Origin of the sequence: Pseudomonas sp. MWU16-30322 (assembly GCF_020515535.1) — a bacterium.
GTDB lineage: Bacteria > Pseudomonadota > Gammaproteobacteria > Pseudomonadales > Pseudomonadaceae > Aquipseudomonas > Aquipseudomonas fluorescens_H.
Window position 1 is genome coordinate 274967 of record NZ_JAIWYL010000008.1, and the last position, 20859, is coordinate 295825.

The 20859-nt window shown below is 62.3% G+C and carries 19 protein-coding genes; 10 read left to right on the forward strand and 9 right to left on the reverse strand.

Translation table 11 applies throughout. From position 1 onward, the window contains the following. Positions 1–4: 4 nt before the first annotated feature. The 5 genes from LCH64_RS18510 to fdhA all read left to right on the forward strand — a co-directional run bounded on the left by LCH64_RS18510 (position 5) and on the right by fdhA (position 6639). A complete protein-coding gene (locus LCH64_RS18510) occupies positions 5–334 on the forward strand; it encodes a sarcosine oxidase subunit delta (protein WP_003228964.1) in 330 nt (109 codons plus the stop codon). Next, a complete protein-coding gene (locus tag LCH64_RS18515) occupies positions 331–3348 on the forward strand; it encodes a sarcosine oxidase subunit alpha (RefSeq protein WP_226500945.1) in 3018 nt (1005 codons plus the stop codon). The genes LCH64_RS18510 and LCH64_RS18515 overlap by 4 nt, the downstream gene beginning before the upstream one ends. A 194-nt stretch (positions 3349–3542) precedes the next feature. After that, on the forward strand, positions 3543–4175 hold the full coding sequence (soxG, locus tag LCH64_RS18520; RefSeq protein WP_226500946.1) for a sarcosine oxidase subunit gamma family protein: 633 nt from the start codon (positions 3543–3545) through the stop codon (positions 4173–4175). A 205-nt stretch (positions 4176–4380) separates the two neighbouring features. After that, positions 4381–5238, forward strand: a complete 858-nt coding sequence (purU, locus tag LCH64_RS18525; RefSeq protein ID WP_003228959.1) for a formyltetrahydrofolate deformylase — start codon at positions 4381–4383, stop codon at positions 5236–5238. A gap of 201 nt (positions 5239–5439) precedes the next feature. Beyond that, positions 5440–6639, forward strand: a complete 1200-nt coding sequence (gene fdhA, locus LCH64_RS18530) for a formaldehyde dehydrogenase, glutathione-independent (protein WP_103484819.1) — start codon at positions 5440–5442, stop codon at positions 6637–6639. 125 nt (positions 6640–6764) lie between these two features. Here the strand turns inward: fdhA and LCH64_RS18535 are convergent, their stop codons facing one another. After that, complete coding sequence (locus LCH64_RS18535) at positions 6765–7439, reverse strand: anti-sigma factor (RefSeq protein WP_226500947.1); 675 nt, start codon at positions 7437–7439, stop codon at positions 6765–6767. Continuing rightward, positions 7436–8071 carry a sigma-70 family RNA polymerase sigma factor gene (locus LCH64_RS18540; protein ID WP_226500948.1) on the reverse strand — a complete coding sequence of 212 codons (636 nt, stop codon included), beginning with the start codon at positions 8069–8071 and terminating at the stop codon, positions 7436–7438. Before LCH64_RS18540 ends, LCH64_RS18535 begins: the two co-directional genes overlap by 4 nt. A 148-nt stretch (positions 8072–8219) precedes the next feature. Between LCH64_RS18540 and LCH64_RS18545 the strand changes: the two genes are divergently transcribed. Continuing rightward, entirely contained in the window at positions 8220–8777 is a 558-nt protein-coding gene (locus LCH64_RS18545) for a DUF2780 domain-containing protein (RefSeq protein WP_003228952.1), read from the forward strand. Position 8778: 1 nt separating this feature from the next. Here the strand turns inward: LCH64_RS18545 and LCH64_RS18550 are convergent, their stop codons facing one another. After that, the gene (locus tag LCH64_RS18550; protein ID WP_226500949.1) at positions 8779–9666 is read right to left on the reverse strand and encodes an acyltransferase; all 888 of its coding nucleotides are present in this window, start codon (positions 9664–9666) and stop codon (positions 8779–8781) included. 310 nt (positions 9667–9976) lie between these two features. Here LCH64_RS18550 and LCH64_RS18555 point away from each other — a divergent pair, with 310 nt between their 5' ends. The 4 genes from LCH64_RS18555 (at position 9977) to creD (ending at position 14195) form a co-directional block, all read left to right on the forward strand. Further along, on the forward strand, positions 9977–10483 hold the full coding sequence (locus tag LCH64_RS18555) for an ATP-dependent zinc protease (protein WP_103486433.1): 507 nt from the start codon (positions 9977–9979) through the stop codon (positions 10481–10483). Positions 10484–10551: 68 nt separating this feature from the next. Further along, the gene (gene creB, locus LCH64_RS18560; RefSeq protein WP_103486457.1) at positions 10552–11232 is read left to right on the forward strand and encodes a two-component system response regulator CreB; all 681 of its coding nucleotides are present in this window, start codon (positions 10552–10554) and stop codon (positions 11230–11232) included. After that, the gene (gene creC / locus LCH64_RS18565) at positions 11232–12650 is read left to right on the forward strand and encodes a two-component system sensor histidine kinase CreC (protein WP_226500950.1); all 1419 of its coding nucleotides are present in this window, start codon (positions 11232–11234) and stop codon (positions 12648–12650) included. The genes creB and creC overlap by 1 nt, the downstream gene beginning before the upstream one ends. Positions 12651–12824: 174 nt before the next feature. After that, entirely contained in the window at positions 12825–14195 is a 1371-nt protein-coding gene (gene creD, locus LCH64_RS18570) for a cell envelope integrity protein CreD (RefSeq protein WP_226500951.1), read from the forward strand. A gap of 172 nt (positions 14196–14367) precedes the next feature. Here creD and LCH64_RS18575 read toward each other — a convergent pair whose 3' ends face one another. From LCH64_RS18575 to LCH64_RS18600, 6 genes are all read right to left on the reverse strand, one after another. Continuing rightward, complete coding sequence (locus LCH64_RS18575) at positions 14368–14997, reverse strand: glutathione S-transferase (protein WP_103521261.1); 630 nt, start codon at positions 14995–14997, stop codon at positions 14368–14370. Between the two features lie 193 nt (positions 14998–15190). Beyond that, positions 15191–15370 carry a hypothetical protein gene (locus tag LCH64_RS18580; protein ID WP_226500952.1) on the reverse strand — a complete coding sequence of 60 codons (180 nt, stop codon included), beginning with the start codon at positions 15368–15370 and terminating at the stop codon, positions 15191–15193. Further along, positions 15367–16491 (reverse strand): PepSY domain-containing protein, encoded by a 1125-nt coding sequence (locus LCH64_RS18585; RefSeq protein ID WP_201136407.1) that lies wholly within the window; start codon positions 16489–16491, stop codon positions 15367–15369. The genes LCH64_RS18580 and LCH64_RS18585 overlap by 4 nt, the downstream gene beginning before the upstream one ends. 75 nt (positions 16492–16566) lie before the next feature. Beyond that, positions 16567–18993 (reverse strand): TonB-dependent siderophore receptor, encoded by a 2427-nt coding sequence (locus tag LCH64_RS18590; protein ID WP_226500953.1) that lies wholly within the window; start codon positions 18991–18993, stop codon positions 16567–16569. A 234-nt stretch (positions 18994–19227) separates the two neighbouring features. Continuing rightward, positions 19228–20199, reverse strand: coding sequence for a FecR family protein (locus tag LCH64_RS18595; RefSeq protein ID WP_226500954.1), 972 nt, complete (start codon positions 20197–20199; stop codon positions 19228–19230). Further along, complete coding sequence (locus tag LCH64_RS18600; RefSeq protein ID WP_226500998.1) at positions 20196–20714, reverse strand: RNA polymerase sigma factor; 519 nt, start codon at positions 20712–20714, stop codon at positions 20196–20198. The genes LCH64_RS18595 and LCH64_RS18600 overlap by 4 nt, the downstream gene beginning before the upstream one ends. Between the last annotated feature and the right edge of the window lie 145 nt (positions 20715–20859).

The window sequence follows — 20859 nt, forward strand, 5'->3', positions numbered from 1 at the left end:
CCCCATGTTGCATATCTTCTGTCCTCACTGCGGCGAACTGCGCTCCGAAGAGGAATTCCATGCATCCGGTCAGGCGCACATCCCGCGTCCGCTGGATCCGAACGCCTGCACCGATGAAGAGTGGGGCGACTACATGTTCTTCCGCGACAACCCGCGCGGTCTGCACCACGAGCTGTGGGATCACGTCGCCGGTTGCCGCCAGTACTTCAACGTCACCCGCGACACCGTGACCTACGAGATTCTCGAAACCTACAAGATCGGCACCAAGCCGCAATTCACCGACAAGGCTGATACGGCGAAAACAGCCACGACGGCGCTGGGAGAGAAGGTATGAGCCAGACCAATCGCCTGTCCAACGGTGGACGGATCGACCGCAACAAAGTGCTGAGCTTTACCTTCAACGGTCAGAGCTACAAAGGCTTCGAGGGCGACTCGTTGGCCTCGGCACTGATCGCCAACGGCGTCGACATCATCGGTCGCAGCTTCAAGTATTCGCGTCCACGCGGGATCTTCGCCGCCGGTGCCGAAGAGCCGAACGCCGTGCTGCAGATCGGTGCCACCGAAGCCACGCAGATTCCCAACGTGCGCGCCACGCAACAGGCGCTGTACCAAGGCCTGGTCGCCACCAGCACCAACGGCTGGCCGAGCGTCAACAACGACATGATGGGGATTCTCGGCAAGGTCGGCGGCAAGCTGATGCCGCCGGGTTTCTACTACAAAACCTTCATGTACCCGCAATCGTTCTGGATGACCTACGAGAAGTACATTCGCAAGGCTGCCGGTTTGGGCCGTTCGCCGACCGAAGTCGATCCGGACACCTACGACTACATGAACCAGCACTGCGACGTGCTGATCGTCGGCGCCGGCCCTGCCGGTCTCGCCGCTGCCCTGGCGGCTGCGCGCAGCGGTGCGCGGGTAATCCTCGCTGATGAGCAGGAAGAGTTCGGCGGCAGCCTGCTTGATTCCCGCGAAAGCCTCGACGGCAAACCGGCGATGGAGTGGGTGGCCAGCGTCATCGCTGAACTCAAGGACACCCCGGACGTGCTGCTGTTGCCGCGCGCCACGGTCAACGGTTACCACGACCACAACTTCCTGACCATTCACGAACGCCTCACCGATCACCTCGGTGATCGTGCGCCAATCGGTCAGGTTCGTCAGCGCATCCACCGCGTCCGCGCCAAGCGTGTGGTGCTGGCGACCGGCGCCCACGAGCGTCCGCTGGTCTACGGCAACAACGACGTGCCGGGCAACATGCTTGCCGGTGCGGTCTCGACTTACGTACGCCGTTACGGCGTGGCACCGGGCAAGAAGCTGGTGCTGAGCACCAACAACGATCACGCCTACCGCGTGGCGCTGGACTGGCTCGACGCCAGCCTGCAAGTGGTGGCCATCGCCGATGCGCGGAGCAATCCGCGGGGTGCGCTGGTGGAAGAAGCCCGCGCCAAAGGCATTCGCATCCTCACCGGCAGCGCCGTGATCGAGGCCCGTGGCAGCAAGCGCGTCACCGCTGCCCGCGTCGCTGCGATCGACGTCAAAGCGCACAGCGTGACCAGCCCGGGCGAATGGCTCGACTGCGACGTGATCGCCAGTTCCGGCGGTTACAGCCCGGTGGTTCACCTGGCTTCGCACCTCGGCGGCAAGCCGATCTGGCGTGAAGACATCCTCGGTTTCGTACCGGGCGAAGCACCGCAGAAGCGTGTGTGCGTCGGCGGCATCAACGGCGTTTACGGCCTCGGTGATTCGCTGGCCGATGGTTTCGAAGGGGGCGCTCGCGCTGCCAGTGAAGCCGGATTCGGGGTGGTCGAAGGCACGCTGCCCAAGGCCCTGAGCCGTCTCGAAGAAGCGACTTTGGCGCTGTTCCAGGTGCCGCATGAGAAGGGCACTGCGCGGGCACCGAAGCAATTCGTCGACCTGCAGAACGACGTCACCGCCGCCGCCATCGAACTGGCGACCCGCGAAGGTTTCGAGTCGGTCGAGCACGTCAAACGCTACACCGCGCTGGGTTTCGGCACCGATCAGGGCAAGCTCGGCAACGTCAACGGTCTGGCCATCGCCGCGCGTTCGCTGAACGTGACCATCCCGCAGATGGGCACCACGATGTTCCGTCCCAACTACACGCCGGTAACGTTCGGCGCCGTGGCCGGTCGTCACTGTGGGCACATTTTCGAACCGGTGCGCTACACCGCGCTGCATGCCTGGCATGTGAAGAACGGCGCCGAGTTTGAAGACGTCGGCCAGTGGAAACGTCCATGGTACTTCCCGAAAAACGGTGAAGACATGCACGCCGCGGTGAAGCGTGAATGCAAAGCCGTACGCGACAGCGTCGGCCTGCTCGACGCCTCGACCCTCGGCAAGATCGACATTCAAGGCCCGGATGCCCGCGAGTTTCTCAACCGCGTCTACACCAACGCCTGGACCAAGCTCGACGTGGGCAAGGCGCGTTACGGCCTGATGTGCAAAGAAGACGGCATGGTCTTCGACGACGGGGTAACGGCCTGCCTGGCCGACAACCATTTCGTCATGACCACCACCACCGGCGGCGCCGCGCGCGTCCTGCAATGGCTGGAGCTGTACCACCAGACCGAATGGCCGGAGATGAAGGTGTACTTCACTTCCGTCACCGACCACTGGGCGACCATGACCCTGTCCGGGCCGAACAGCCGCAAGCTGCTCAGCGCCGTGACCGACATCGATCTGAGCAACGAAGCGTTCCCGTTCATGACCTGGAAAGAAGGCCTGGTCGGCGGCGTGCCGGCGCGGGTGTTCCGCATCTCGTTCACCGGTGAGCTGTCGTACGAAGTCAACGTGCAGGCCGACTACGCGATGGGCGTGCTGGAGAAAATCGTCGAGGCCGGCAAGCAGTACAACCTGACGCCGTACGGCACTGAAACCATGCACGTCCTGCGCGCCGAGAAAGGTTTCATCATCGTCGGCCAGGACACCGACGGCTCGATGACCCCGGACGACCTGAACATGGGCTGGTGCGTCGGTCGTACCAAACCGTTCTCGTGGATCGGCCAGCGCGGCATGAACCGTGAAGACTGCGTGAAGGATCAGCGTAAACAACTGGTGGGCCTGAAGCCGATCGACCCGAACGTCTGGCTGCCGGAAGGTGCGCAACTGGTGTTCAACACCAAGCAGGCGATCCCGATGACCATGGTCGGCCACGTGACTTCCAGCTACGCGCACAACTCCCTCGGTTATTCGTTTGCCATGGGCGTGGTCAAAGGCGGTCTCAAGCGTATGGGCGAGCGGGTGTTTGCGCCGCTGGCCGATGGCAGCGTGATCGAGGCGGAGATTGTGTCTTCGGTGTTCTTCGATCCGAAGGGTGATCGGCAGAACATCTGATTGCTCGGGGGACGGTGGGGTGTCAGTGGGTGCGAGTCGTCTGATCGATTCGCGAGCAAGCCCGCTCCCACAGGTTCCGGGTCGTTAATGGAATTTGTGTCAGGCATCAGTCCCCTGTGGGAGCGGGCTTGCTCGCGAAGGCGGCAGTACAGCCACCACAAGGACCGGACCAACAGAATTGAGATAGGTGCTTTATGACCACAGCCAACGTGTACCAACAACGCCCGACCACCGGGGCCCGTGCCGAGTCGTCGCTGCACCATGCCGACCTCGCCAGCCTGGTCGGCAAGGGTCGCAAGAACGCCGGCGTCATCGTTCGTGAAAAGAAACTCCTCGGTCACCTGACCATTCGTGGCGATGGCCACGATGCAGCCTTCGCCGCCGGTGTGCACAAGGCCCTCGGCATCGAGTTGCCGGGAGCCCTGAGCGTGATCGTCAAAGGCGACACCAGCCTGCAATGGATGGGCCCGGACGAGTGGCTGCTGATCGTGCCAAGCGGCGAAGAGTTCGCCGCCGAGCAGAAACTGCGCGAAGCGCTGGGCGACCAGCATATCGCGATCGTCAACGTCAGCGGCGGCCAGCAAGTGCTCGAACTGAGCGGGCCGAACGTGCGTCAGGTGCTGATGAAATCCACCAGCTATGACGTGCACCCGAACAACTTCCCGGTCGGCAAAGCGGTGGGCACGGTGTTCGCCAAGTCGCAGCTGATGATCCGCCACACCGCCGAAGACACCTGGGAACTGCTGATCCGCCGCAGCTTCTCGGACTACTGGTGGTTGTGGCTGCAGGATGCTTCGGCCGAGTACGGGCTGAGCGTTCAGGCGTAACACTAAGTGGTTGCCGCGATTGCTTCTTGTGGCGAGGGAGCTTGCTCCCGCTCGGCTGCGAAGCAGTCGCAAAAACCTGCGAGCGCATTCTTTCTGAAAGAACGCGGTTGCTGATCTTGGGGTTGCTTCGCAACCCAGCGGGAGCAAGCTCCCTCGCCACAGAGTTCACTCTGCTCACAGATGTTGAAACAGGAGTCACCGCACCATGAGCCGCGCCCCAGACACATGGATTCTGACCGCCGACTGCCCCAGCGTGCTCGGCACGGTGGACGCGGTGACGCGTTTTCTGTTCGAGCAGGGTTGCTACGTCACCGAGCACCATTCGTTCGATGACCGGCTCTCGGGCCGTTTCTTCATTCGCGTGGAATTCCGTCAGCCTGACGGTTTCGACGAACAATCCTTCCGCGCCGGCCTTGCCGAGCGCGGTCAGGCGTTCGGCATGGTCTTCGAACTGACCGCGCCGAACTACCGGCCGAAAGTGGTGATCATGGTTTCCAAGGCCGATCACTGCCTCAACGACTTGCTCTACCGCCAGCGCATCGGCCAGTTGTCGATGGACGTCGCGGCGGTGGTGTCCAACCATCCGGATCTCAAGCCTTTGGCCGACTGGCACCAGATTCCCTACTACCATTTCCCCCTCGACCCCAACGACAAGCCGGCGCAGGAGCGTCAGGTGTGGCAGGTGATCGAAGAGTCCGGCGCCGAACTGGTGATCCTCGCCCGCTACATGCAGGTGCTGTCGCCGGAGCTGTGCCGCAAGCTCGATGGCAAGGCGATCAACATCCATCACTCGCTGCTGCCGGGGTTCAAGGGTGCCAAGCCGTATCACCAGGCCTACAACAAGGGCGTGAAGCTGGTCGGCGCGACAGCGCATTACATCAACAACGACCTCGATGAAGGGCCGATCATTGCCCAGGGCGTCGAGGCGGTGGATCACAGTCATTACCCCGAGGATCTGATTGCCAAGGGGCGCGATATCGAGGGCCTGACCCTGGCCCGGGCCGTTGGTTATCACATCGAAAGAAGGGTGTTTTTGAACGCCAACAGAACTGTCGTTCTTTAGAAGCTTTCGCGAGCAGGCTCGCTCCCACAGGGATTTGTGTTGAAACACAGCTCTCTGTCACACCAAAGATCATGTGGGAGCGGGCTTGCTCGCGAAGGGGCCATAACTGACAACGCAAGACCAACAAGCAATAACCCGAGCACTTAACGCGCTGCCTGCCTGGGCAACGCGGTTCCATAAAAACAACAGCGAGGTGAAAGCATGTCTGGCAATCGTGGTGTGGTGTATCTCGGCGCTGGCAAGGTCGAAGTGCAGAAAATCGACTATCCGAAAATGCAGGACCCGCGCGGCAGGAAGATCGAGCACGGTGTAATCCTGCGTGTGGTATCCACCAACATTTGTGGCTCCGACCAGCATATGGTGCGCGGCCGTACGACGGCGCAGACCGGTCTGGTGCTGGGTCATGAAATCACCGGCGAAGTGATCGAAAAGGGTTCCGACGTCGAGAACCTGAAAATCGGCGATCTGGTTTCCGTACCGTTCAACGTAGCTTGCGGGCGCTGCCGTTCCTGCAAGGAGCAACACACCGGTGTCTGCCTGACCGTTAACCCGGCCCGTGCCGGCGGTGCCTACGGTTACGTCGACATGGGCGACTGGACTGGCGGCCAGGCCGAGTACGTGCTGGTGCCGTACGCCGACTTCAACCTGCTGAAACTGCCGGATCGCGACAAGGCCATGGAGAAAATCCGCGACCTGACCTGCCTCTCCGACATCCTCCCGACCGGCTATCACGGTGCGGTGACGGCGGGCGTTGGCCCGGGCAGCACCGTTTATATCGCGGGCGCCGGCCCGGTCGGTCTGGCCGCGGCTGCCTCGGCGCGTCTGCTGGGCGCGGCGGTGGTGATCATCGGCGACGTCAACACCATCCGCCTGGCGCACGCCAAGGCTCAGGGTTTTGAAGTGGTCGACCTGTCCAAGGACACGCCGCTGCACGAGCAGATCGCCGAGCTGCTGGGCGAACCGGAAGTCGATTGCGCGGTGGACTGCGTGGGCTTCGAAGCCCGTGGTCACGGCCATGACGGGGTGAAATCCGAAGCCCCGGCCACCGTGCTCAACTCGCTGATGGGCGTGGTGCGTGTCGCCGGCAAGATCGGTATTCCGGGCCTCTACGTCACCGAGGATCCGGGTGCCGTGGACGCCGCCGCGAAAATGGGCAGCCTGAGCATCCGCTTCGGTCTGGGCTGGGCCAAATCCCACAGCTTCCACACCGGCCAGACCCCGGTGATGAAGTACAACCGCCAACTGATGCAGGCGATCATGTGGGACCGCATCAACATCGCCGAAGTGGTGGGCGTGCAAGTGATCAGCCTCGATCAGGCGCCGGAAGGTTACGGCGAGTTCGATGCCGGTGTGCCGAAGAAGTTTGTGATCGATCCGCATCGGTTGTTCAGTGCGGCGTAAGTAACAAAGGGCGACCCGCAGGTCGCCCTTCTTACGTCAAAAGATCAAAAGATCGCAGCCTTCGGCAGCTCCTACACTGATCCCTGTAGGAGCTGCCGAAGGCTGCGATCTTTTGATTTTTGCAATCAGAGGGCTGCCAAAGCGCCTTGGTAAAGCACCGGCCCGGTCGGTTGCCCGGTCGGCGAGCCACCCTTCGGCTCCAGACTCACCGCCAGCGCAATCGGCTGGCCGATCAAGACTTTCTGCGCCGCGCTCAATTCAACCTTGCCCTTGCCCCCCGCCGGAATCACCCCCAGCGAAATCGGCTTGCCATCCGCTGGAATCGCCCACAATTCCAGGCTGCGATCAGGCCCGACTGCCGCCAATGTCAGCGGCTCGACTTGCAGATAATCGGCATGCGCCTCGACCTTCAGTGCCGGCTGCGCGTCGGCGGTCAGCAGGGTGGCGCGGTAGCGGGCGTCATCGCGGTTGTACAGCGGGCCGAGGAATACCAGGATCACGATCGAACACAGCGCGGCGGTGACCCGTAGCCAGTTCCAGAACGGACGTTTTTCCGGGACGTGCAGCACTTGCGGTTCGATCCGCGCGGTGATGCCTTGCCACACCCGATCCGGCACCGGTTGCTCCGGCAGCGTTTCGGTAAGGCTGGCAAGGCTCTCCTGCCACTGCGCCAACTCGCTTCGCAGTGCTGCGTCATCCAGCAGCAATTGTTCAAAGCGCCTGCGCGCCGCCGCAGACATCAGGCCAATGGCGTAATCGGCAGCGAGGGCGCGGCGCAGGGCGGGGGTCTGGTAGTTCATGATTCAAGGCACCTGCGCAGACGCTCCATGCCTCGGCGAATCCACGACTTCACCGAGCCCAGCGGTGCGGCCAGCTGTTCGGCCAGTTCCGAGCAGGAAAGGCCCTGGAAGTAGGCGACGCTGATCGACTGGCGCTGCATGCCGTCGAGGGTGTCCAGGCAGCGATGCAGCGCGCTGGCTTCGCGGCTGCTGTTCAACAGGTCGTGGGCTGAAGGGCCATCGTCCGGCAGGGTGTCCTGTTCGAAGTCGGTCAGCGGCCGCTCGCGCTGTTTGCGTAATTGGTCGATGGCCTGATTGCGAGTGATGTTGATCATCCAGGTCAGCGGCGCCGACAAGTGGGCTTCGTAGCGCGAGGCGTTGTTCCAGATGCGGACGAAGCTTTCCTGCAGCACGTCCTCGGCCAGATCCGCCCGGCCGATGATGCGCAGGGCCACGCCGTGCAGACGCGGGCCAACGCTGCGATAGAGCGTTTCGAACGCAGTACGGTCACCCAGTGAGCACTGGGCCAGCAGCTGGCGCAACTGATCGGGGTCGGCGATGGAAATGACGGCTCTCCAGGCAATGAGCGGGCGACGAGGGCGGTGCTCGGGCTGTTCACAGGCTAGTTCAGGGACAGCGCTTGTGCCATTCATCTCGGGTTATCCGCGGTTTCACGTTTTATATACGTGGGCATGCTGAAAATGGATGCGCCGGCGAGGAACATGCTGGCTGAAACCCGGTCAAATCGGCAGTTTTGCCGCCCATTGAGGGGCGGTCACCACAGCGCAAGAGGATGTCTGAATGAAGATTTCACGCGGTATTGCCTTGGCTTCACTGATGACCCTTGCGGCTGGCCCGGTGTTCGCAGGGTTCAGTCTGGAAGACGTGACCAAAGCGGCTTCGAGCATGCAGGGTGGCAACGCTGCCACCGCCGCCGCGCCGACCTCGGAAACGGCTGGTTTGCTGAAAGCGGTCACCGATCTCGGTGTTACGCCGCAGCAAGCCGTCGGTGGCACCAGCGCCATGCTTGGCCTGGCCAAGAACCAATTGAGCAGCACCGATTATTCGCAGTTGGCCAAAGAAGTGCCGGGCATCGACAAACTGTCGGGCGGTAGCGGCAACCTGGCGGCGTTGAGCGGGTTGCTCGGCTCGTCGGGCAAATCCGCCGGGCTGGAAAACGCGCTGGGTAACGTCAAGAACACCAGCGACCTGAACAATGCCTTCGGTGCGTTGGGCATGGACAGCGGCATGGTCGGTCAGTTTGCCCCGGTGCTGCTCAAGTACCTGGGTGATCAAGGCGTCGGCGGCCCACTGCTGCAGAGCCTGGGCAGTATCTGGGGCGCCGGTACCGGTAGCTGATTCAGGCGCGCTCGCCGCGCAGTTGGCTGATGCGCTGATCCTTCTCGGTCCAGAGCTGGTTGACCCAGTTCTGGACCTGCTGGCGAAACAGCGGATCGTTCTCGTAATCGCCCTGCGACAGCGCCGGGTCGAGTTCGCGGGTCTGGATGTCGACGATCACCCGCGGCACGCTGCCGCTGATCAAATCCCAGAATCCCGGGATCTTCTGCTGTGGATACACCACGGTCACGTCGAGCAGCGCGTCCAGCTGTTCGCCCATCGCCGCCAGAACAAATGCCACGCCACCCGCCTTGGGTTTGAGCAGGTGCTTGAACGGTGACTGCTGCTGCGCGCTTTTCGCCGCGGTGTAGCGAGTACCTTCCAGATAATTCACCACCGTTACCGGCTGGCGCTTGAACAGCTCGCAGGCCTGTCGGGTGATTTCCAGATCCTTGCCCGCCAGCTCCGGGTGCCTGGCGAGGAACGCCTTGCTGTAGCGCTTCATGAACGGGTAATCCAGCGCCCACCACGCCAGACCGAGGAACGGTACCCAGATCAGCTCTTTCTTGAGGAAGAACTTGAAGAACGGCGTGCGCCGGTTGAGGGTCTGGATCAGCGCCGGAATGTCGACCCACGACTGGTGGTTGCTGACCACCAGATACGAGGTGTCACCACGCAGGTTGTCACCGCCGCGAATGTCCCATTGAGTGGGGATGCACAGGCGAAAGATCAGCTTGTCGATTTCCGCCCAGGTCTCGGCAATCCACATCACCGCCCACGAGGCGTAATCGCGCCAGCGCCCCGGCGCAATAAATTTGAGCAGGGCAAAGACCAGCAACGGCCCGATCAGAATCAGGGTGTTGAGCAACAGCAGCAGGGTGACGAAACAGCCGGTGAGCAGGCGGCGCATAAGCAACTCTATGAAGGCGGATGGGCGCGCCATGATAAGTGGCTTCGGGTGAGAGGCCAAATCGATGGTGACGAATGTTTCACTTTTGGCTGGCTATGCTGGAGCTGATTACTGTGCTGGCAGGGCTGGCCTCTTCGCGAGCAAGCCCGCTCCCACAGTGGATGTTCAGTGTGCATGCCATCTTCAACAGATCCCCGATCCCCTGTGGGAGCGGGCTTGCTCGCGAAGGCGGATTCAGGGCGAACGAATTGCCCAATGGCTGTCTAAAATCTCGCGTCTGACGCCCTCATTTTCCAAGGAAGCCCTCTACGTGAAATCCCTCCTTGCACTGTTTGCCCTCGTCGCCCTGCCGGTCATGGCCGCCGAGCCGACCCTGTACGGGCGTTACGAATACATCGCGCTGCCGGAAATCGGTGGTGAGGTGCTCAAGGCCAAGATGGACACCGGCGCGCTGACCGCTTCGCTGTCGGCCAAGGACATCGAGACCTTCACCCGCGATGGCGAAGACTGGGTGCGTTTTCGCCTCGCTACCAAGGATGCCGATAACAAGGTCTACGAGCACAAGGTCGCGCGGATCAGCAAGATCAAGAGTCGCTCCGACGAGGACGATGAAGATCGCGACGTCACCGAAGTCGCCAAGCGTCCGGTGGTCGATCTGGAGCTGTGCCTGGGCAACGTCAAGCGCACCGTTGAGGTCAACCTGACCGACCGCAGTCACTTCAACTATCCACTGCTGATCGGCGCCAAGGCCCTGCGCGAGTTCGGCGCGGCAGTGAACCCGGCACGGCGTTTCACTGCCGACAAGCCGGACTGCTAAGTGGTCTCATTGACGTAAGGTCAGGCTTGGGGCACCGTTCGCGCACTTAACCCATGGGCTCGGACGCCATGCCTCATATCCTGATTGTCGAAGACGAAGCGGCGATTGCCGACACGCTGATTTTTGCCCTGCAGGGCGAGGGGTTTGCTACCACGTGGCTGAGCCTCGGCGCGGCGGCGCTGGAGCATCAACGGCAGACCCCGGCTGACTTGATCATTCTCGACATCGGCCTGCCGGACATCAGCGGTTTCGAAACCTGCAAACAGCTGCGGCGCTTCAGTGAAGTGCCGGTGCTGTTCCTCAGCGCCCGGGACGCCGAGATCGACCGGGTGGTGGGGCTGGAGATCGGCGCCGACGATTACGTGGTCAAGCCGTTCAGCCCGCGTGAGGTCGCGGCGCGGGTCCGGGCGATTCTCAAGCGCATGGCGCCGCGTCCCGTGGTTGAAGCCTCCTCGGCGCTGTTTCGCATCGATCCCGAGCGCGTGCAGATCGTCTACCGGGGCCAGCCGCTGAACCTGACCCGCCACGAATTCCGCCTGTTGCAATGCCTGCTCGAACAACCGCAGCGGGTGTTCAGCCGCGAGCAATTGCTCGACGCGCTGGGGGTTGCCGCCGACGCCGGCTACGAGCGCAGCATCGACAGCCACATCAAGAGCGTGCGTGCCAAACTGCGTCTGGTGCGGGCCGACGCCGAGCCGATCCAGACCCATCGCGGCCTCGGTTACAGCTACAGCCCGGGGCACAGCTGATGTCGCTGGGGCTGCGGATTTTTCTGGTGTATGTGCTGTTTGTCGGCCTGACCGGTTATTTCGTGCTCAACACGGTGATGGAAGAAATCCGCCCCGGCGTGCGCCAGTCCACCGAAGAAACCCTGGTCGACACCGCCAACCTGATGGCGGAAATTCTCCGTGATGATTTCAAGGCCGGCACGCTCAGCGAGAACCGCTGGCCCGAATTGCTGCGCGCCTACGGCGAACGCCAGCCACAGGCGACGATCTGGGGCCTGCCGAAAAACCAGGTCAACCACCGCATCTACGTCACCGACGCCAAAGGCATCGTGGTGCTGGATTCCAGCGGCGTGGCGGTCGGGAAGGATTACTCGCGCTGGAACGACGTCTACCTGACCCTGCGCGGCGAATACGGCGCGCGCTCGACCCGCAGCGATCCGAACGACCCGGCGTCCTCGGTGATGCACGTCGGCGCGCCGATCCGCGACAACGGGCGGATCATCGGAGTGGTCACCGTGGCCAAGCCCAACAGCTCGTTGCAGCCTTATGTCGATCGCACCGAGCGGCGCTTGCTGTTTTACGGTGCCGGGCTGATCGGCCTCGGCCTGCTGTTCGGCGCCTTGCTGTCGTGGTGGCTGAGCCGCGCGCTGCACCGTTTGACCGGCTACGCCAAAGCGGTGAGTGAAGGGCGCCGGGTTGAAGTGCCGCATTACCGTGGCGGCGAGCTGGAGCAACTGGCCACGGCGCTGGAGCAGATGCGCACCCAGCTCGAAGGCAAAGCTTACGTCGAACGCTACGTGCACACCCTGACCCATGAATTGAAAAGTCCGCTGGCAGCAATTCGCGGTGCGGCGGAATTGCTGCAGGGTGACATGCCAGCGATTCAGCGCCTGCGCTTTATCGGCAACATCGACAGCGAAAGCGCGCGGATGCAGCAGTTGATCGAGCGCCTGTTGAACCTCGCGCAAGTCGAGCAGCGGCAGGGGCTTGAGGAGCGGGTGGCGGTGCCGCTGGCAGGACTGGTCGACGAGTTGTTGCAGGCGCAGGCAGCGCGGATCGAAGGCCGGGGGCTCAAGGTCGAGCAGACGATTGCGTCGGATCTGTTGCTGATCGGCGAGCCGTTTCTGCTGCGTCAGGCGTTGGGCAATCTGCTGGAGAATGCGCTGGATTTCACCCCGGTCGGCGGGTTGCTGCGTTTCAGTGCCGAGCGTGTTGGAGAGCAGGTCGAGTTGCGCTTGTTCAACGAAGCGGCGGCGATTCCCGAGTACGCCTTGCCGCGTCTGAGTGAGCGGTTTTACTCATTGCCGCGTCCGGACAGTGGGCGCAAGAGCACCGGTTTGGGGCTGAACTTCGTTGAAGAGGTGGTGAAGTTGCACGGTGGGTCGATGCAGATCCGCAACGTCGAGAATGGCGTGGAAGTGATTTTGCGCCTGCCTTGAAACCGCGTCGCTGCTATCGCGAGCAGGCTCACTCCTACGGGAAAACGCGATCAACTGTAGGAGTGAGCCTGCTCGCGATGGGGCCATAACAGTCTCCACACAATCTCCATATTCCCCCCACATTCACCTCATACATCAACACCAGACTCTGCCCATCCAAACAGGGAGAGTCCCATGAACAAGAATCTGACCATCAAGCTCGGGGCGATTGCCCTGCTGATCCTGCTGTTGCTGATACCGCTGCTGATGATTGACGGCATCATCGATGACCGCCAGCAACGGCGCGATGGCGTGCTTGAAGACATTGCCCGCAGCTCCAGTAACAGCCAGCAACTGAGCGGGCCGGTGATGGTAGTGCCGTATCGCAAAGTGATTCACAACTGGAAGCTCAACGACAAAACCAACCAGCGCTACGACGAGCCAAGTGAAGAACGCGGTCGTCTGTATTTTTTGCCGGAGCGCTTCGAGCTCGACGGCCAGGTGCAGACCGAGTTGCGCAATCGCGGTATTTACGAAGCGCGACTGTTCCACGCCGACAATCGCATCAATGGGCATTTCTCGTTGCCGGCGCAGTTGGGGATCCAGGAAGATTTCGCCGACTACCAGTTCGATGCGCCGTTTCTGGCGGTGGGCATCAGCGATATTCGCGGCATCGAAAACGCGCTGAAACTGGAACTCGACGGCCAACGCCTGGACTTCGTACCCGGCACCCAGGTCGGCTGGCTCGGCGAAGGTGTACGGGTCACGCTGCCGGTGCTGGACACTCGCAACGCTACAGAGCTGACCTTCGGTTTCGACCTGCGTCTGCAAGGCACCGGTTCGTTGCAGGTGCTGCCGGTGGGCAAGACCAGCCACGTCAGTCTTGCCGCCAACTGGCCGCATCCAAGCTTTGTCGGCAACTTCTTGCCGGGCAAACGCGAGATCAGCGATCAGGGCTTCAGCGCCGATTGGCAGACCACGTTCTTCTCCACCAACCTGCAAGAAGCCATGAGCCGTTGCGTGATCGGCAATGACTGCGAGGCGTTCAACGGGCGCAGCTTTGGTGTGAGCTTCATCGATCCGGTGGATCAGTACCTGAAGAGTGATCGGGCGATCAAATATGCGCTGTTGTTCATCGTCCTGACGTTCGCCGGTTTCTTCCTGTTCGAAGTGCTCAAAAGTCTGGCGGTGCACCCGGTGCAATACGCATTGGTCGGGGTGGCGCTGGCGTTCTTTTACCTGTTGCTGTTGTCGTTGTCGGAGCACATCGGCTTTGCTCTGGCGTATCTGCTGTCGGCCAGTGGCTGTGTGTTGTTGATCGGGTTTTATGTTTGCCACGTGCTGCACAGCGTGCGTCATGGCCTGAGTTTTTCCGCGGGGTTGGCGGCGTTGTATGGCCTGCTGTATGGCTTGCTGAGCGCCGAGGATTACGCGCTGCTGATGGGCTCGCTGCTGTTGTTCGGCCTGCTCGGGGTGTTCATGGTGCTGACGCGCAAACTCGACTGGTACGGGATCGGGCAGAAACCGGCCAAGCCGCTGGAGTTTGATGTGGGGGGGATGCAATGAGTGGATTGCGAGAGGAGCAGCGCTGGAAGGAAGAGTTGGTGACGCGGATTGTCGGGTTTCTGCCTGTGGAAACGAGGTGGTGCCTTCGCGAGCAAGCCCGCTCCCACAGGAGTACGCATTCCAATGTGGGAGCGGGCTTGCTCGCGAAGGGGCCGGATCAGACGCCGCAGCCTTAGGGCTTGGGCAGGGTGGCGACCATGGACGGTCGCTGGCTCACGTCGAAATACCAGTTGGCCAGTTGCGGATTGGCGCTGCGCCAGTCCAGATCCGGATGACGCAGATCGATGTAACCCAGTGCACAAGCGACGCTGATCGCCGCCACGTCGAAATGGCTGGTCAGCTCGGCAATGGCGTCACTTTCCAGATAGGCCAGGGCGCGACGAATCTTGTCGCGCTGGGCGTCGAGCCACTCGTCCCAGTGCTTTTCCGGGGCGCGCAGCACCAGTTCGTAACGCACCATCACCGAGGCGTCCATGATCCCGTCGGCCATCGATGCCAGGGTCAGACGCCGCCAGCGGGCCGCACCTTCGCGGGGGATCAGCGGATTGCCGACGTGCTGCTGGTCGAGGTATTCGAGAATCACGCGACTGTCATGAATCACACTGCCGTCGGCCAGACGCAGGGCCGGAATCTTGCCCAGCGGGTTGTCGGCGTTGAGCGCCGGATCCGGGCTGACCGGGCTGAGGACGCAGTCTTGCAGAGCGACGCGATCCTGCTGGCCGGTCTCGTGCAGCAGCACCATCACTTTGCGCACGAACGGGGAAAGCGTGTTATGGAACAGGGTCATGCTGGGGGCGGACATTGGCAAACCTCGGTGGTCATCGAAGAGCAGGAGGTTAGCCTAGTCAGATACAGAGCGGCTGGCGAGGGATTTGCGGGTGCTCATGAGGCCGCCTTCGCGAGCAAGCCCGCTCCCACACTGGATCTGTTTCGTTCACAAATCCCCTGTGGGAGCGGGCTTGCTCGCGAAGAGGCCCTGTCAGGCAGCACAAAAATCACCCACGCTGCAGCAAGCCTCTTACGGCCAGAAACGCCGGCACACCCAGCCCGACCCAGCTCAACGCATCCCAGATTCCATCCCCCAACAACGCCGCGAACAGCCCCGCCGCACTCAGCAGCGCAATCACCAGCGGGGTGCTGAACACTTTCCAGAAACTCGACTGACGCGGCTTCATGCAGCAGCCTCCGCCGTCACCGGTTTCGCCGCTTTACGCCGCACCACCCACAGGTACACGCCGCTGCCGAGCACGATGATGGTCAGCACGTCGAGGGTCGCCCAGAGGATTTTCATCGGCATGCCGCCGTAGTCGCCGAAGTGCAGCGGCTGTGACATGCCCATGGCGTCCATGTACCACGGGCGTTCACCGACGGCGGTGACTTGCAGGGTGCTGGCGTCGATCAGTACCGGCGTCAGCAGGTGCGAGGTCAGGTGCGTGCCACCCTTCATGAAGACTGAATAATGATGCTCGCTGGAAAACCGCGTGCCGGGGAAAGCGATGAAATCCGGGTTCATGCCCGGCGCCACGTCGCGGGCGATGTCCAGCAGGCGGGTGGCCGGGGCCAGTCGGGTCAGCGGCGGGGCATCGCGGTAGGGCGCGACCATGGCGGTCAGCGTGTCATTGCGCCACGCGGCGATGATCAGGTCGGCGCAGGCGCTGATCACTCCGGTGACGCCGACCACCAAGGCCCAGGTCAGGGTGACGATGCCGATCAGGTTGTGCAGATCGAGCCAGCGCAGGCGGGTGGACTTGTCCTGACGCACGGTGCCGAACTGCAAACGGCGCATGAATGGCAGATACAGCACCGTCCCGGAAATGATCGCGACCACAAACAGCAGGCCCATGAATGCCAGCAGCAACTTGCCCGGCAACCCGGCGAACATGTCGACGTGCAGGCGCAGGATGAACAGCATCAGGCCGCCATTGGCCGACGGGGTTTCCAGCGCTTCACCGGTACGCGCATCGAGCATGAAGGTGTGCGAAGAGTTCGGTTCGGTACCGGCGGTTTTCGCCATGATCGTCAGCACGGCGTTGGGCTCGTCGTCTTCGAAACCGAAGTACTGCACCACTTCGCCGGGACGATGTTTTTCTGCGGCGTCGACCAGTTGCGCCAGATTCAGGCGCGGCGTGTCGGCGGGCATCTCGCGCACTTGCGGCGCATCGCCGAGCAGGTGCTCGATCTCGTGATGGAAAATCAGCGGCAGGCCGGTCAATGCCAACAACAGCAGAAACACGGTGCAGATCAGGCTGGTCCAGGTGTGGATGAACGACCAGCGGCGGATGGTTTTACTTTTCATTTCGTGACCTTCAAAAACACCAAAGCCGTCCCCGCAGGGACGGCCTGATGACAGGACCGGTTGGCACTCAGTCGCTTACCACTTGTAGGTGGCGCTGGCGACGACGCTGCGCTGGTCGCCGTAGTAGCAGTAGAAGCCATCGCAGGTGGAGATGTAGTCCTTGTCGAACAGGTTGGTCGCGTTGACGGCCAGCGACGCACCTTTGAGGCTGTTGTCCAGACGCCCGAGGTCGTAATGCACCGAGGCATCGAACACGGTGTAGGCATTGGCCTTGCCCAGCCAGGTGTTGCCCTGATCGCCATAGGTGTTGCCGGTGTAACGCACGCCACCGCCGATACCGAAGCCGTCGAGCACGCCGCTGTGCCAGGTGTAATCAGTCCACAGCGAGGCTTGCTGGTTCGGCATCAGTTGCAGGCGGTTGCCTTTGTAGTCGCCTTTCTGCACTTCGGACTTGGCCAATGTGTAGGCGGCAATCACTTTGAGGTTATCGGTGACGTCCGAGGTCGCCTCCAGTTCCAGGCCTTTGACTTTCACTTCGCCGGTCTGGCTGGTGATCGGGGTGTTGCCGACGGTGGTGGTGACCGCGACGTTTTTCTGCGTCAGGTCATACACGGCGGCGGTCAGCAGGGTCTTGCTGCCCGGTGGCTGGTACTTGACGCCCATTTCCCACTGCTTGCCTTCGGTCGGTTTCAGCGAACCGCTGGAGGAGGCGTCGGCGCCGGTGGTTGGCTGGAAGGATTCGGCGTAGGAAATGTACGGGACGAAGCCCGAGTCGAACACGTAGCTGAGCGCTGCGTTACCGCTGAAGTTCTTGTCGCGCTGGGTGTTGGTCGCGTCGGCCTTGTTGAAGAACGTGGTGCCGGTGTGGACCCAGTCTTCACGACCGCCCAGCGTCAGGCGCCATTGGTCGAGGGCCATCTGGTCCTGCACGTAGAGGCCGGTCTGGTAGGTCTTCTGGTCGTAGTCGTAATACGCCGTCGAGCGATCCGGACGAACGATCGGCTGGCCGTAGATCGGGTTCAGCACGTTGGTTTTCAGGCCGTCACCGTAGATCGACAGGTAGTTGGTGTTGCTGCGCTGGTGATCCAGCCCCAACAGCACGGTGTGGCGAATGTCACCGGTGGCGAAGTCGGCCTGGAAGTTGTTGTCCACCGCGAACTGGCTGATGTCTTCGTCAACGCTGGTGCTGGTGCGCCCGACGTTACCTTGATCGTCCACCATGGTGTACGGGTAAGAACCGACGGTCAGGGCCTGGAACGACAGGTCCGACTTGGTGTAACGCAGGTTCTGCTTGAACTGCCAGACATCGTTCAGCCGGTGTTCGAAGGCATAACCGAGCGCGTAGTAAGTGCGGTCGTAGTATTCCCAATCCGGATCGCCGAGATTTTTGTGGTGCGAGACGCTACCGAACGGCATGTCGATCTTGGTGCCCTGCACCGGCAGGAACTGGCTGGTAATACCGGTATCGTCGCGAGTGAACTGGCTCAGCAGGGTGAATTTGGTGTCGTCGTCGATGTTCCAGGTCAGGCTCGGCGCGATGTTGTAGCGCTTGTTGTCGATGTGGTCGATCTGGGTACCGCTGTCACGCACCACGCCGCTGATGCCGTAGAGGAACTGGCCGGCGTCGTCGATCTTGCCGGTGCTGGCGAAGTTGATCTGACGGTGGTTGTCGCTGCCGTACTGCAACTGGATTTCGCTGCTGGCGTCGCTGCTCGGGCGCCTGCTGACCATGTCCAGCAGGCCGCCCGGCGGGGTCTGGCCGTAGACGGAAGAGGCCGGGCCACGGAGCAGGGCGAGACGGTCGAGGTTCCAGGTTTCCTGTTTCGGGTTGGCGTACACGCCTTTTGGCAGGGGCAGGCCGTCGAGGAACTGGGTCGGCTCGAAACCGCGCACGCGCAGCCAGTCGGCGCGGGTGTCGCTGCCGTAGCTGCTGGCGGTGATGCCCGGCATGTAGCGCACGGCGTCATCGAGGCTGTGTACGCTGCGGTCATCCATTTGCTGACGGGTAGCGACCGAGATCGAGCGCGGTGCTTCGACCAGCGCGGTGTCGGTCTTGGTGCCAGCGGCGGTCCGGGTGGCGGTGTAGCCTTCGACCGGGCCCCAGGCGGTTTCCAGGTTTTCCACGCCGATGACTGCGGTTTCCGGCAGCGCCAGTGTCCCTTCCGGCACCGCCACCAGGGTGTAAGTGCCGGTGCTGCTTTGTTCCAGTTGCAGACCGGTGCCACGCAGGGCAGCGCGTAGCGCACCGGCGGCATCGTATTGGCCGCTGACCGGTGCGGAGGTCTTGCCCGCCGCCAGCGACGGATTCAGTGACAGCGCGAGGCCGCCCTGGCTGGCGATCTGGTTCAGGGTGGTCGACAGCGGCGCCGCCGGCAGGTTGTAGGCGCGTACGCTGGAGGCCTGTTCGGCGGCGAGCAACGGGCTGCTGATCAGCGGCGCGCTGAGGGCGATGGCGACGGCCAGCAGACTGGGGCGCAGCAAGGTGTCTAGCGAACGGGACATGCGAAGGCTCCTGAATGGAAATATTTCTCAATTGCCTGTGTGCCGGACGAGAATTGAAAAGTGATAGGGCTGGATGAAAATAATTTCGATTAACTGGGAGTGGGGCTGCTGATTCGGAATTTTCGAGTGCTGCGGGTGGCCCTATCGCGAGCAGGCTCACTCCTACAGGGGGAACGCATTCCTACTGTAGGAGTGAGCCTGCTCGCGATAGCTATTTCCCTGACAACGAATTTTTTAAGGCTTGGTACCAGCCTTCGCCACCGTGACCCAATACGGCGTGTGCTGCTCGATCTGTACCGGCAGGGTCGGCAGCAGGGCGCTCAGGGCCTTGTCGGTGTCGTGCAGCGGGAAGCTGCCGGTAATGCGCAGGTCAGCGACTTCCGGCGCCACGCCCAGATATCCGCGGCGATAACGAGCCAGTTCATGCACCAGGTCTGCGAGCCGCGCGTTGTCCACTACCAGCATGCCGCGGGTCCAGGCATCGGCGCCGGGCGTGAGCGCAGCGACTGTGTCGAGGCCGTCGTTGCGAATCAGCACTTGCTGGCCTTCGCGCAGGATCTGCTCTTCGGGGTGACTTTGCGGATGCGCCGCCACCGCTGACTGCAACACGCTCAGGCGCGTGCCTTGTTCCTCGCGCTTGACCAGAAACCGTGTGCCCAATGCGCGCATGCTGCCTTCGCGAGTTTCGACGATGAACGGCCGCGCGTCGCCGTGACCGGTCTCGACCATGATCTCGCCTTCCTGCAACACGATCAGCCGCTGCCTGGCATCGAAACGCACATCCACCGCGCTGTGGGTGTTGAGGTTGAGCACGGTGCCATCGGCCAGGCGCACCGTACGCTGCTCGCCGGTGGCGGTGCGTTGATCGGCGAGCCAGTAATCCAGCGGCAAGTAGCGATCACCGGCAAACAACGCCAGACCGACGAGCGCCACCACGCTGGCCAATCCGCTGCCGAGCTTGCGCACGCGCCGCCGAATGCCTTCGCGCGATTGCAGCAAGGCTGCGCGGGCCGGGCCGTTGGCGACGCTGAAGCGCTGATCGAGCATGCCCAACTGCCGCCAGGCGCGGGCGTGTTCTTCATTCGCTGCATGCCATTTGGCGAACTCTTCGCGCTCCAGCGGGCTGCCGGAATCCAGCGACAACTGCCAGGCAATCGCCGCGTCCAGCACCTGCGCGGAGACCGGTTTGGAGCTGGCCGGACTCATGTCGGCTCACCGTACAGGGCGATGTAGCACTGGCGGATGCCCTGCGCGAGATACTGCCGCACACGCGGCACGGAGACGCCAAGCTTCGCGGCGATTTCAGCATGGCCGAGGCCGTCGAGGCGGTTATAAAGGAAGGCGGCGCGGGCCTTGGTCGACAGCTTGCCGAGCAGGCGGTCGATAGCCTTGAGGTCTTCGAGGATCAGTTGCTGCTCTTCGACCGAGGGTTGTTCGCCTTCGGGGATCAGCATCAGTTCGGCGAGGTAGGCCTGCTCCAGTGCGGCGCGGCGGAAGTAGTCGAACAGCAGGCCCTTGGCGATCGCCACCAGAAACGCCCGGGGTTCGCGCGGCGTCAGCAACTCATCGCGACCGAGCAGACGGACGAAGGTGTCCTGGCTCAGGTCTTCGGCCCGTTGCGGGCAAGCCACATTGCGCCGCAACCAGCTCAGCAGCCAACCGCGATGGTCGCGATACAACGCACCGACGAGTTCACTGTGAGGGCTTGGGACTGACGACACCAGACGCACCGATTGGGAAATGTTAACCAACGAGAATTGTTCGCGATTCTCGCAGAGGTGGGAATGGTTAGCAATTGGCCACTGGTCGGGTGGTATCAGCAGGACCGCGTCATCGTTCTTCGCGAGCAAGCCCGCTCCCACAGGG

Coding starts and splice junctions, on each gene's coding strand:
- LCH64_RS18510 (WP_003228964.1), top strand. CDS start 5: ATGTTGCATATCTTCTGTCCTCACTGCGGCGAACTGCGCTCCGAAGAG.
- LCH64_RS18515 (WP_226500945.1), top strand. CDS start 331: ATGAGCCAGACCAATCGCCTGTCCAACGGTGGACGGATCGACCGCAAC.
- soxG (WP_226500946.1), top strand. CDS start 3,543: ATGACCACAGCCAACGTGTACCAACAACGCCCGACCACCGGGGCCCGT.
- purU (WP_003228959.1), top strand. CDS start 4,381: ATGAGCCGCGCCCCAGACACATGGATTCTGACCGCCGACTGCCCCAGC.
- fdhA (WP_103484819.1), top strand. CDS start 5,440: ATGTCTGGCAATCGTGGTGTGGTGTATCTCGGCGCTGGCAAGGTCGAA.
- LCH64_RS18535 (WP_226500947.1), bottom strand. CDS start 7,439: ATGAACTACCAGACCCCCGCCCTGCGCCGCGCCCTCGCTGCCGATTAC.
- LCH64_RS18540 (WP_226500948.1), bottom strand. CDS start 8,071: ATGAATGGCACAAGCGCTGTCCCTGAACTAGCCTGTGAACAGCCCGAG.
- LCH64_RS18545 (WP_003228952.1), top strand. CDS start 8,220: ATGAAGATTTCACGCGGTATTGCCTTGGCTTCACTGATGACCCTTGCG.
- LCH64_RS18550 (WP_226500949.1), bottom strand. CDS start 9,666: ATGCGCCGCCTGCTCACCGGCTGTTTCGTCACCCTGCTGCTGTTGCTC.
- creB (WP_103486457.1), top strand. CDS start 10,552: ATGCCTCATATCCTGATTGTCGAAGACGAAGCGGCGATTGCCGACACG.
- creC (WP_226500950.1), top strand. CDS start 11,232: ATGTCGCTGGGGCTGCGGATTTTTCTGGTGTATGTGCTGTTTGTCGGC.
- creD (WP_226500951.1), top strand. CDS start 12,825: ATGAACAAGAATCTGACCATCAAGCTCGGGGCGATTGCCCTGCTGATC.
- LCH64_RS18575 (WP_103521261.1), bottom strand. CDS start 14,997: ATGTCCGCCCCCAGCATGACCCTGTTCCATAACACGCTTTCCCCGTTC.
- LCH64_RS18580 (WP_226500952.1), bottom strand. CDS start 15,370: ATGAAGCCGCGTCAGTCGAGTTTCTGGAAAGTGTTCAGCACCCCGCTG.
- LCH64_RS18585 (WP_201136407.1), bottom strand. CDS start 16,491: ATGAAAAGTAAAACCATCCGCCGCTGGTCGTTCATCCACACCTGGACC.
- LCH64_RS18590 (WP_226500953.1), bottom strand. CDS start 18,993: ATGTCCCGTTCGCTAGACACCTTGCTGCGCCCCAGTCTGCTGGCCGTC.
- LCH64_RS18595 (WP_226500954.1), bottom strand. CDS start 20,199: ATGAGTCCGGCCAGCTCCAAACCGGTCTCCGCGCAGGTGCTGGACGCG.